This window comes from Streptomyces sp. NPDC051207 (assembly GCF_040682395.1).
Lineage (GTDB): Bacteria > Actinomycetota > Actinomycetes > Streptomycetales > Streptomycetaceae > Streptomyces.
Window position 1 is genome coordinate 18,749 of sequence record NZ_JBFBAX010000046.1, and the last position, 11,567, is coordinate 30,315.

Annotated in this window: 10 protein-coding genes and 2 pseudogenes; 5 read left to right on the top strand and 7 right to left on the bottom strand. The window is 69.2% G+C overall.

What is annotated here, in order from left to right; all coding sequences use genetic code 11:
* The first annotated feature begins 9 nt into the window (after positions 1-9).
* Together AB0M97_RS28835 and AB0M97_RS28840 are read left to right on the top strand one after the other, a co-directional pair.
* Complete coding sequence (locus tag AB0M97_RS28835) at positions 10-2,439, top strand: KR domain-containing protein (protein WP_365963916.1); 2,430 nt, start codon at positions 10-12, stop codon at positions 2,437-2,439.
* A 117-nt stretch (positions 2,440-2,556) separates the two neighbouring features.
* On the top strand, positions 2,557-2,976 hold the full coding sequence (locus AB0M97_RS28840) for an ester cyclase (RefSeq protein WP_365963917.1): 420 nt from the start codon (positions 2,557-2,559) through the stop codon (positions 2,974-2,976).
* A 77-nt stretch (positions 2,977-3,053) separates the two neighbouring features.
* Here AB0M97_RS28840 and AB0M97_RS28845 read toward each other — a convergent pair whose 3' ends face one another.
* Positions 3,054-3,536, bottom strand: coding sequence for a nuclear transport factor 2 family protein (locus AB0M97_RS28845; protein WP_365963918.1), 483 nt, complete (start codon positions 3,534-3,536; stop codon positions 3,054-3,056).
* Between the two features lie 132 nt (positions 3,537-3,668).
* On the opposite strand from AB0M97_RS28845, the gene AB0M97_RS28850 reads away from it, so the two are divergent.
* A complete protein-coding gene (locus AB0M97_RS28850) occupies positions 3,669-4,673 on the top strand; it encodes an SDR family NAD(P)-dependent oxidoreductase (RefSeq protein ID WP_365963919.1) in 1,005 nt (334 codons plus the stop codon).
* A complete protein-coding gene (locus tag AB0M97_RS28855) occupies positions 4,670-6,202 on the top strand; it encodes a cytochrome P450 (RefSeq protein WP_365963920.1) in 1,533 nt (510 codons plus the stop codon). The genes AB0M97_RS28850 and AB0M97_RS28855 overlap by 4 nt, the downstream gene beginning before the upstream one ends.
* 130 nt (positions 6,203-6,332) lie before the next feature.
* Here the strand turns inward: AB0M97_RS28855 and AB0M97_RS28860 are convergent, their stop codons facing one another.
* The 6 genes and pseudogenes from AB0M97_RS28860 to AB0M97_RS28885 form a co-directional block, all read right to left on the bottom strand.
* On the bottom strand, positions 6,333-6,683 hold the full coding sequence (locus AB0M97_RS28860) for a hypothetical protein (RefSeq protein ID WP_365963921.1): 351 nt from the start codon (positions 6,681-6,683) through the stop codon (positions 6,333-6,335).
* A 508-nt stretch (positions 6,684-7,191) separates the two neighbouring features.
* A pseudogene (locus tag AB0M97_RS28865) lies at positions 7,192-7,641 on the bottom strand (IS701 family transposase); the annotation flags it as partial.
* A 521-nt stretch (positions 7,642-8,162) separates the two neighbouring features.
* Complete coding sequence (locus AB0M97_RS28870; RefSeq protein ID WP_365963922.1) at positions 8,163-8,636, bottom strand: hypothetical protein; 474 nt, start codon at positions 8,634-8,636, stop codon at positions 8,163-8,165.
* A 53-nt stretch (positions 8,637-8,689) separates the two neighbouring features.
* On the bottom strand, positions 8,690-9,358 hold the full coding sequence (locus AB0M97_RS28875; protein WP_365963927.1) for an SAV_6107 family HEPN domain-containing protein: 669 nt from the start codon (positions 9,356-9,358) through the stop codon (positions 8,690-8,692).
* 7 nt (positions 9,359-9,365) lie between these two features.
* Positions 9,366-9,566, bottom strand: a pseudogene (locus AB0M97_RS28880) (site-specific integrase); the annotation flags it as partial.
* A gap of 627 nt (positions 9,567-10,193) precedes the next feature.
* Positions 10,194-10,406 carry a hypothetical protein gene (locus AB0M97_RS28885; protein ID WP_365963923.1) on the bottom strand — a complete coding sequence of 71 codons (213 nt, stop codon included), beginning with the start codon at positions 10,404-10,406 and terminating at the stop codon, positions 10,194-10,196.
* A 456-nt stretch (positions 10,407-10,862) separates the two neighbouring features.
* On the opposite strand from AB0M97_RS28885, the gene AB0M97_RS28890 reads away from it, so the two are divergent.
* Positions 10,863-11,030, top strand: a complete 168-nt coding sequence (locus AB0M97_RS28890; RefSeq protein WP_365963924.1) for a hypothetical protein — start codon at positions 10,863-10,865, stop codon at positions 11,028-11,030.
* The last annotated feature ends 537 nt before the right edge of the window (positions 11,031-11,567 follow it).

Here is an 11,567-nt window from a genome sequence, read left to right on the forward strand (position 1 = left end):
AAACGCAGCATGGCGCCCGTACGCAAAAGGCTGCCGGAACCGGTGCCCACAGGCGCCGGCGGCAAGTCCCCGGTGCAGGCGGTGAGCCGGATGGAATGGCAGCTCACCGCCCTGCCGGCGGCCCCCGCCGACCCCGCGCGCCTCGTGGGCATGCGGGTCCTCCTCCTCGGCGGCGACCAGGAGACCGCCGCGGCCGTGGCACGTGAACTGACCGGGCACGGAGCCCTGGTACGCCGCCACCCGGCGGCCCCCGGGCCCGGGGACGACGGCGCCGTCGACGCGATCGTCGACCTCACGGTGGGGGGCCCGGCGCCCGGCGCCGCCGTGTCCGGCACCCGTGACCCGGACGAGGTCTGGCGCGAGCCGCTGCTGGAGACGGTCGCCGCGCTGCGCGAGCACTACGCCGACTGGGCCGCCGAGACGTCGGCGCGGCGCCTGTACTACCTGGCCGTGACCTATCTCGGCGGCGGCATGGGGCACCATCCGCAGGACGACCTGGCGCAGCCGCTCGGCGGCATCTGGGCGGGGCTGGCGAAGACGCTGCACCGCGAGCTGCCGAACTGCAACGCACGCGTCGTCGACACGAGCCTGACCGCCGCCGCCGACCTGCCGGGCATCGTCGCCGCCGAACTGGGCAGGCCAGGCGAGCTGGAGGTCGGTCACCGCGACGGGCAGCGGCTGACGCTCACCCCGGTCGCCCGGCCCGCCGGGGATCCGGCCGTCCCGCTCGGCCCCGACGACTCCGTGCTGATCTCGGGCGGTGGTCGGGGCATCGGCTGGGAACTGGCCCGCTCCCTCGCCGCCACCTACGGCCTGCGGGTCGTGGTGACGGGCCGGGAGGCCTTCCCCACCGGCGACGAACCGTGGTTCGGCGTCGGGGAGAGCGAACTGAAGGCATACGAGCAGCAGTTGTGGTCCCGGCTGCGGCAGGGGACAACGTTGGCCGAAATCAGGCAGGACATCGCCCGTGTCCGCAGCCGGTGGGAACTCGCCACCAACATCTGCGAGGCCAGGTCCAGCGGGCTGCGCGTCGACTACGCCCGGTGCGACTTCACCGACCTGGAGCAGGTGCGCTCCTTGCTGGCGCGTGAGGGCGCCGCACTGACCGGGGTCGTGCACAACGCGGGGGTGGACACCGCGGCGAGGCTGCCCAAGAAGACCGACGAGGAGATCCTGCGGACCGTCCGCACGAAGATCGGGGGCTTCCTCAACCTCTTCGGCGAACTGCGGGAGCACCGGCTCAAGTTCTTCTGCAGCGTGGGCTCCCTCACCGGCCGGCTCGGCGGGATGGTGGGCCAACTCGAATACGCTGCGGCCAACGAGGGACTGGCCCGGCTCGGCCGGTGGGCCGGCCGCCGTGCGGACTTCCCCGTCATGACGCTGGCCTGGCCGACCTGGGACCGTATCGGCCTCATCTCCAACTTCTCGGCGACGCTGCGCTACATGGCTGCCATCGACGTCACCGACGGCCTCGCCAAGTGGCAGGCCGAGCTGCGCGCCGGCTCCGAGGGGGAGGTCACCTTCGTGGGGCCGCTGGGCAGGGCGATGAGCCCCGGCCAGGCGACCGACTACCCCGTCGTGCCCGACCTGCCGGGGTTCACCGGCACCTACCCGCGGATCTTCCACCTCGGGGAGGTGACGACGTACCAGCCGCACGTCCGCATGGTGTCGCGGGTGACCTTCGACCGTGACCGGGCACCGGTCCTCGGCGACTTCCTGCTGGACGGCGCCGCGGCCGTTCCCGTGAGCATCCTGCTGGAGAGCGCCGTGCGCGGCGCGGAGTGGATCGTGCCCGACGACTTCCCCGCGCTGTGGGCCGGCTGTCTGGAGGAGGTGGTCGTACCGCTGGACCTGCTGCGGCTCGACGCCGGCCCGACCGTGTGGGAGCGGGAGGTGCGCGGTGCCCACGAGGGGGACACATGGGTGGTCGAGGTGCGGTTCCGGCGGGTGTCGGACGGTGGGGACGGGCCGGAGGCCCGCCTGCGCGTCGTCCACGAGCCGGGCGGCGCTCGCTCCCCGGCCCCGCCCCGGCCCGATGTGAAGCGGACGACCACCTGGCGATCCGGCCGGCCGCTGCTGAGCTGGCGCTCGTCGGTGGTGCCCGCCGCCGCTTGGTCCGAGGGCCCGGACAGCCGCCGTTCGGCCGTGGTACGGCCGTGCGTCCCCAACGACCTGTGGGCGACGCTCCGCGCACCGCGCACCGCGCTTTCCGTCTCCGCGCTGGAGAACGTGATCCGGGCGGGCGCCAGGCAGAGCGAAGGGATTTCGGTCGCTGAGGACCCACTGGTCTTCGGCTGTATCGCACTCCATTCCGAGGAGCGCGGAGATTCCCTCATCGAGGTGGATCCGACCCTCGGGGTATGGAAAGTGAAGAACGCGGAAACAGGGGCTCCCGTTATGACTGTCACGGGCCTTCGCGGGCCGATCGGAAAGGGTTGACCGCTGCCCTTTTGAATGACACGGTTCGAATGACACGTCGGGTTGACGGCTCGAATGGCCCGGTGTACTGCTCCACTTATCTCTGTTGAGAAGAAACAGATACCAGGGAAGGTAAAGATGTCGAAGCCGCTGGAGAACAAGGCCGTACTGGAGCGCTACTACGAGGAGTGCCTCAACAAGGGCAACCTCGATGTGATCTACGAGGGCGCCGACGCCGACCACATCAGCCATGGAACGGCCCCGAACGGCCGGGAGGGTGTCGAGCACCTCAAGGAGTGGGTGCGGCTCCAGCGCGCGTCCTTCCCCGACCTCCACGTGACCGTCGACGACTGGATCCTGGAGGACGACAAGGTCGTCAGCCGGTTCACCGCACGCGGCACCCACACCGGGGAGCCCTACGAGGGGGTGCCGGCCATCGGCCGCGAGTTCGCTGTCAGCGGCATCGTGATCGACGCGTTCGACGACGGGAAGATCGTGGAGAGCTGGTTCTCGCTGGACGGGCTCGAACTCGCCAAGCAGCTGGGCGCCCTGGGATGACGGCGTCGGCCCCGGCACCTGGTGGTGCCGGGGCCGACCGCGTTCCCCGGGCTCCTCGGCCCGGGGTTCGGCGCTCCTCAGTCCTGCCGGCCGGAACGTGCGGCGTACGCGTCGGTGATGGGCTCGGCGTGTGCCTCCGCGTTGCCGGAGGCCGCGATCGAGTCCAGTGCCCGCTGGAGGACGACGGTGTCCTCCAGGGTGTGGATCTCGGTGATTTTGCCCCACTTCAGATACAAGAACTGGGTCATGATGTTGTCGTAGCGCGTGCCGTCGGGCAGCGGCCCGCCGATGCGTACCCGGGTCGCCACCTTGGTCAGCCAGGGGCCGCCGGAGATGACGATTTCCAGCGGCTCGAAACCGGCGTCGGGAATCAGCCTGAAGACCCGCTGCCACCACAGGCTCATCGCTTCGACCGTATGCCGCTCGCCCGAAAGAGCGTGCTCACCGTAGAACACGTAGGTGAAATCGGGTGCCAGCGTGTCCACCATGGACTGCCAGTTTCCGGCATTGATGTCGGCAAAAGCCTTACGGAGCTTGGCGGCAACGATTCGATGGTACATAAACTACCTTTCCCGAGCGTATGAGCCGCATTTTGCTGCAGCCCCTGAACGGTTTCCTGTCAACGCCTCAATTGATACCACGGTACCCCACACAGAAATCCCGACGATCGAGCCAGAGAATAGGAGAGTGGGATGACGACGCCCCTGCCCGTGCTCATCACGGGCTGTTCCTCCGGGATCGGCCGCGCCTGCGCACTGCGGATGCACCGCGCCGGTCTGACCGTGTATGCCACGGCACGCAGGCCGGAAACCCTGACCGGCCTGGCGGCCGAAGGAATCCGGACGCTGCGCCTGGACGTCACCGACGAAGCGAGCATGCGCGCGGTCGTCGACCTCGTCGAGGCCGAGCACGGCTCGGTCGGCGCCCTGGTCAACAGCGCCGGATACGCCATGTCGGGTGTCGTGGAAGAGGCCGAACCGGACGACATGCGGCGGCAGTTCGAAACCAATGTGTTCGGGCTGGCCCGGCTCAGCCAGCTGGTGCTGCCGGCCATGCGGGCCGCGCGGCACGGAACCATCGTCAATATCTCGTCGGTCTTCGGCCGTTACGCGGTCCCCGGCGGAGGTTTCTACCAGGCGTCCAAGCACGCGGTCGAGGCACTGAGCGACGCCCTGCGCCTGGAGGTGGCCGATTTCGGCGTCCGGGTCGTCCTCATCGAGCCAGGGCCGGTGCGTACGACCGACTTCGGAGCCACCTATGTGGCGAACCTCAAGCCCGTGAGCAAGGACTACGACGACTTCCGCCGGCGTACGGCCGAATACTTCGACGCCATCTACACGGGCAGCCGCCGCACCCTGGCCGGCACGTTCGCCATCCAGTCCGACGACGTGGCCCGGGTGGTGGAGCGGGCGGTCCGCAGCGCCCGCCCGAGCGCCCGCTACCCCGTCGGGTTCCTCGCCCGCAGCACCCTCGCCCTGCGCCGGCTGGCCCCCGACGTCGTCTTCGACAACCTCTTCGTGCGGCGCGTGTTCCCGGTGCCCCGCAACGAGGCCCGCGGGCAGGCCCCGGCCGCCGGAGTCCGCCCCGCCACCGAAGCCGACCCTGCCGCCGGCACCCGCGGGGTCACGCCGATCGACGACGCCCACCGGGCAAAGCCGCTGCACTCGCAGCCCCGCCACGAAGGAGACCGCCGGTGAACGCCACCACAGCCCCCGCGACCACCCCCCGTCGCGCCGCCCGGGCCCCCGGCCCCACGGGAGTCCCGCTGCTGGGCAGCCTCGGCCCCTGGCGCCGCAACACCGCCGAGTTCCTGCTCGGTCTGCAGCGCGACCACGGAGAGACCGTGCGCATGCGGCTCGGACCGATGACGGTCCACCAGATCACCGGTCCCGAGGCGGTGCAGCAGGTTCTGGTGAAGAACCACGGCAACTACGTGCGCGGCCCGCTGTACGAGCAGTTCAGCGTCGTCATGGGCAAAGGGCTGCTCACCTCGGACGGCGACTTCTGGCGGGGACACCGCCGGGCGGTACAGCCCGCGTTCCAGAAGAACGCCATCCTCGACATCGTCCCCAACATCGTCACCGCCACGAACGAGATGCTCGACGCGTGGGAGGCCAAGGCCGCGCGCGACGAGCCCGTGGACCTGATGACCGAAATGCTCAGGCTCACCCTGATCACGCTCAGCCGCTCGCTGTTCGCCTACGACATCGAGCCCTCGTCGCGGGTGCTCAAGCACATCGTCGACGACGTGGTGGAGGTGATGTTCCGGCGCGGTACGCCGTCCGAGATGTTGCCGGCCTGGCTGCCGACCGACCGCAAGCACAAGATCGCCAGGATTCACCGGGTCTTCGACAAGATCGTCGCCGACGTCCGGCAGAGCTACGCGCGCACCGGCGAGGGTTCGCTGATATCGCTGATGGAGCAGGCCGAGGACCCCGTCACCGGTGAGCCCTGGACCGATCAGGAACTGCGCGACGAACTCCTGACCATCTACCTGGCGGGACACGAGACGACCGCGGTGTCACTGTGCTGGACCCTGCTGTCGATCGCCAACCGTCCTCCGGTGCAGGAGGAGTTGGACGCGGAGATAGCCCAGGTCCTGGGCGGCGACCTGCCGGACAGGCAGAACACCGACGCGCTGACGTACACCCGCATGGTGGTGGACGAGAGCCTGCGGATGCACCCGCCCATCTGGATCTTCCCGCGCGCCGCCGTCGGCCCGGACAGCCTGGGCGGTTACGACATCGAAGCCGGCTCGTCGATCCTGCTGTCGCCGCTCGTGTCCCACCACAACCCGCGCCACTGGGACAACCCGCTGGCCTTCGACCCGTACCGCTTCACCGCGAAGGCTGTGAAGGAGCGCCCGCGCATGGCGTACTTCCCGTTCGGTGCGGGACCGCGGCAGTGCATCGGCAACACCATGGCACTGCTCGAACTGCGGACCATCGTGACGATGATCAACCAGCGGTTCAGGCTGAGCATGATCCCGGGCCACGCACTGCAGTACGGCTCGCCGGTGATCTCGCTGCGCCCCCTGCAGGACGTCATGGTGCGCCTGACGGCACGCGACCGCACGGCGACCGGGAGCCGCCGCGCAACCCCGCTCACACCCGCCACCGACACCACCGCCGAAGGCGATGCCCACACCTACGCCGCCAAGGACGCGTCACCGGCCCGTACAGAAGGATGCCCTGCTCACCGTAGCCCAGGCGCTGAAACACGGTGACGCCACCGATACGTGCCCACCCGCCTCGTCCAGTGCCGGTTCGCCGCCGTCCCGTCCGGCTCCGCACCGCCCCGGTCTCCCGGCCCAGGGCTTTCCCGGGCCCTTGCCGTCAGGGTTCCGCCGAGTCCGGTCACGGAACGGGAAACCGCCACCGGAAGACGTCGTCGTCCTGGCAGGCGCGAAGGAGCAGGACTTCCCCTTCATGGGTCAGGCAGGCCTCGTGCCAGCCCTTCTCCTCCGCCAGCCGGTTGCGCAGCCGGCAGGAGCCGTCCGGGCGCGGTTCCAGCTGGCCAAAACGCGCCATCACTGCGAGCACCACGAGGACGACCACCACTCCCACGCCGACCACCACCCGGTGCGGCAGGACAGGCGGCGGAGCAGGCGGATTGATGACGAACTGGTCGCCCCCGGCCTGAAAGACCTGGCTGCCACGGGACGCCACTCCCTCCCGGCGCACCGACGGCTGGTCGTTCCCGCTCATGGCCTCATGAAGCACTGGTTTCTCCCGGCCTGGTACACATGGCCGTGGTCGCGGGCCTCGGCGCGCACCACTCGCCGAGGCTGCGCCGGCGGCGTATGGGAGTTGAGTTCCTCGGCCAGTCGGCGCAGTCGGCCGACCAGCTCCTCGTCCCCCTGGAGCAGCAGTTGGAGCAGCCGGTTCTCCCACTCCGCCTGGAACCGGCGCGCGCCTGCTCGTCGCCGCGCTCGTGGGCGGCGACTATGAGAGGCCGCTCCAGGGGCAGGTCCTCGCCCACCGTCTCGGCCCGGTCGGGCCGCACCCGCCGCCACAGTGCCGTGGTGACGTTCACCGCGTGCGTCCCGCGTCCGTCGCCATGGCCGAGCCCAGAGCCGTGCCGGCGGTCGCTGCCACTGCTGTCATATCCATGCGCACTGGCCGTCTCCCGGCCCGGCGCCGTCCACCGGCACCTGGCCGCCTCGGCCTGGTACTGCAAGGGTTCTTGTTCTGGTTGCTGGTCAGTTTTCGCGGGTGGTGCCCGCGTCGTTTGTAGTGCTGGAGGATCCGTTTCTGCTTTGTCGGCGTCGAGTTCTCGGGCGCGCAAGAGGGTCAGGCAGTAAGCGGTGTAGTAGGAGATCTCATCGTGTCGGCTCACGCTGCGGCGGGCGAGAACCCAGTGCCGTCGGTCCTCGCGGTGCCAGGGCCTCACTTCGACGCGGGCCCAGTCGTAGATTTGTCGGCCGTGGGCTCCTTCACGGCAGGACCGGCGTTTCCCCTTCTGCCGTGGCAGGCCGGGAAACAGGTCGTGGACGGGGTGATCGATCGGCCAGCGGGTGACGAGGGTGTCGTGGAGAGTGGTGGCCATGACGTGGAAGACGTCGGCCTGCTCCAGCTCGAACCACCAGCCCTTGCTGTAGCCGTAAGCGGCGTCCGCCGTCACCCATCCGAACGGGATCCGGTCGGCGATGGCCTTTCGAAGGAGGTGTCCGCCCGGCTGGGGTGGGCGTGGGAGCCGTGCCAGGTGGCGCCCGGCCGCCGGCCTGTCATGGAGATCGCGGGCATCGACCAGCGGTTGATTGGCTGGCAGTCGACCTGCCGCCAGCAGATCGAGGACCGAAGGCGGAGCTGCGCAAGCAGCGGCGGCGGCTCCAGGACGCCGGACGCCGCCGCCTTGCCGCCGGACAGTCACGCCGGTCCCGGCAGAACCGGATCGGTAACGCGGCCGCGCGCCGCGACGCCCGCGCCCTGTCCCGGGCGGGGGTCCACCCGATGGCATCCACCGAGTTGACTCCGCTCCAGCCCGTGAGCCCTGCAGACAGATCGAGCCTGGGGCGTGCTGGTGTCGCAATGGCCACTCCACAAGGGCCGCCCTCGTCCGGGTGGGTACGGCTGGGCCTCGGCGGACCGGGCCGTTACTTCCGGCGACAGTCATCACTCCGCAGCCGTCACGGCAAAGGCTTCCGACCCGGACACCGTGATCAGCGTGCCCGGGTCGATGTGCCCTCAGCAGATGTCGAGGTGAGTGAAGTCGTACGTCGCGTAGTCCGGGAAGTTGTAGATGTTGCCGTCCGCGGGGGCGGAGTACGAGTACCTGGGACCCCAGAAACGGACCTGGGCTCCGCCCGTCTGGTTGTTGCGAACAGAGAGCGAGTCGATGAAGTTCGAGAGCGACCGCGTATCGCACCTGAACAGGTGGAAGATGCTGTGCATGCCGTCGCCCTGACCAACCGCCACGCAGGCGATTCCAGATGCCAGGGAGCACGCGATCAGCTGATCGCGCCGCTGGGCAGTCGACACATTCCGCTTGACCCACTCGCCCGAGAACAGCGGGTAGATCTGCGGAGTCCATCCGGCCGTTCCGGCCGCAACATTCGGTGCTGCCTGTGCTGGTGCCTGCGCCGCCAGCGGAACAAGGACTGCGGCGATCATCGTCACGACCATTGCAGCCGCCCGTGCTCTGATTCTGCTCAATATCATGTGATCTCCTCTGTAGTCGCAACCGATGCAGCCATTCCAACGGCGAGATGTCGTCACCACGGCTGCTGCTGGTACCCGACCGGAGCGCTCACATCTCCTGCTCCAGATGCCATAGCGGCCAAGAGCTCCCCCGAGTCAGCACCTCGAACCGTAGACCGCGCCAGGGACGTCGTGACCCTGACAGATGTCAGGGTGTGGCATTCGGGGCCGGCCGACGCTGCGGCCCCTCTGTTCCCCGGCAGAGGGGCCGACGTCACTGCCTGGTGAGCAGGCCCGCGACAAGGCCGTACCCGCAAGCCCGTGCCCGGCGAGCGGGCGCACCCATACCGCATCGGCGGCTCTGCCGGATAGCTGAGCCGGCCCATGCGCAGGTGAAGGCCGAGCGAGCCCCGGGGCCAGGGACGTGGAAGCCCGAGACCCCCTGCCGACGCGCAACCGGCCGAGCGGATGCTCCAGGAGCTGATCGAAGGCCGAGGCCACGGCCCGGATCGGCACGGAGTGGAACGAGCACAATCGCAGTCACAGAGACCACGGCCCTCGGACCCGTGCTCGGGAGCGACCTCGGGCAGCAGATCCCATGTGCCCCGGATGCGTGCACGGCGTCCGGGTCGGTGTTCCGGTCGTTGCTCTGGCGTCACCACGGCGGCTGCGGCCTGAAGCGCCGCGTGGTGGGTCAGTGCGTACTGCCGGAGAGAGTCGTCCAGGCCGTGCGCCGTTTCCAGGGTGCGGTAGGTGCGTGTACGTCGGCAGCGTGTAGCCGGGGTCCGAGTGGCCGAGGTACTCGGACAGCGCCTTCATGCTCTCGCACTCGTCGAGGGGGGACCGCGGCGTAGGCATGACGGTAGGCGTGGCGTCCCTGTCGTCCTCAGGCGTCGCCGCGAAGCGTGGGGAGCCCTTCTCCCAGGGAGAAATGACGTCGGCGGCGGCGAGGACACCTTTCCTTTGCGGCGCACACCAGATCCACCGCATGCCGCTTGAACTCTTCGGGGTAGTTCTGCCGCGTTGCCACCCCTTGATCACTTCTCAGAGAGGAGCAAACATCCGGTGTTCAGGTGTCGGAACTTCGGGGGCACTCCACCTGGAAAGAACCCCGGCGCTTGTACGGTGTCGGGTGGCAAGTATGGGGAGGATACCGGCGTGACCGACGACAACGCCCGGGGCCGGCCTCGGGTGAGGCGGGCGCGTCGCTGGCTCGTAGCGGCCTCCACAGTGGTCGCTGTCGCAGGGGTCGTAGCCACGGAGGTGCTGAACGCCAGCACCCACGAACAGCCCGTGGACCCAGGTGGGGCGGCTGAGTGGACCGAACCCGTGCAGAGCCCGTCACCGTCCTGTCATCCGCCGCCAGAGGCGGGAAGAGAAGCCATCACGGAAGCCCGACCCGGTGATCGGGAGTTCAAAGTCGTGGCGGTCAGCTCCCTGTATCTCGATTCGGAGAGCGATAGTGAGTGACCGTTCAGGCCATGACCGACTCGAGCGGGCTTGGGGAAGGTTCAGCACGTGGCTGGGCGAGTATGCGCCGGTTTCGTGCGGCCTGCTGCGACCAGGTGCGGCAGATGCTCACATCGACAGTGCTGAGCAGGCCATCGGCGTGCGGTTCCCGTCCGAACTGCGGGCGTTGTACCGCGTCCATGACGGGGTGCGCGGCGTCGAGCTGGAGGAGTTCGGCGAGCAGCCCATCTCGCCCTGCGGAGATGATGGGATGATGCGCAGCGCGGCGGCGTTGCGGTCGGCACGCGTCAGGGGCAGACCGTGGCGGGTGTTGCGCTCCACCGCCAGCAGAAACGCTTCTTTCCCAGAGAGGCGGAGCCTGCCGATTCCAAATCTTATCCCGGTTCTTAGAGTGAAGCAGAGTGCCAGATGAGTCATCGCCGACCCGATGGGTACTCCGAGTTTCTCATTGCCTGACTGGACTGTCGTGGAGCGTCATGAAACAGAAGAGGGAAGACGAGATGGGCAACCGTTTCTGTAAAGCGTGTGGCACACCGGCCGAGGACGGGAGGTTGTGCGGGCGCTGCGGCACTGTTCTGGACTTCCCTGACGATGCGGGTCTGGTCGAAGACGAAGGTGGGGCAGTGCGACGCGATTTCGAGGGACGGGGCGGGCCGCAAGGTCAGGGGTGACGGGCCGGCAGGTTCACATGCCGTGTCCGCCTTCCTCCTTCCGTTCATGTCTGTGGAGACGGATGTGGGGCATACGGGCTTCACCCTGTAGGAGAGGAGCTTGGTGATGCTCGGGATAGTCGCGGCTGTGTTGTTCTTCGTGGCGTTTTTGATCAATGCGGCGGAGATCGGTACCAACGATGTGTTCTCTTCAACGAATGTGATGCTGCTGGGATTGATGGCTCTGGCTTTGCATGTGGCCGGGGTCGGTACCAGCTGGTCCCGCAGACGTTGACCCTCGCCCCACCGGCCCGGTGACAGCCCGTCACCGGGCCGGCAGCTCCCCAGGCCACCCAACCCGCTGCAGCGGGCCGTAGTGATCCTGGAGGCGGAGCCGGAAGGACTCGGAGGGGGAGCGCAGCGGAGGCCCGGCAGCGGGACGAGTCCCGCCTGGTCCGGGAGCGCAGCGGACGGACCGTCATCCTGCCTGCGCAGCAGGCAGGATGTGAGGGGGCGCAGCCCCCGCCAGCGTTCACGCGGAGCGGAAGCGAAACCCCCGCGCGCGGGGACCCCCGCCCCTTGTTGCTGCGCAGGCCGTAGGCCCGTTGGCCGTCTCGCGGAGCGGGGCGGCCCGGGTGGCTGGAGCGCAGCGGAGGCCGCCCTTGCGGGGGCGGCAGGCCCCCGCTGCTCCGGGAGCGCAGCGGACGGAGCGTCACCGGCCCGGAGCAGCCGGGCCGGTGGGCGGGACGCGCAGCGTCCCGCAGGCGCTCACGCGGAGCGGGAGCGCAATCCCCGCGCGCAGCGCGGGGATTCGCTGCCTCTGGGCGCAGCC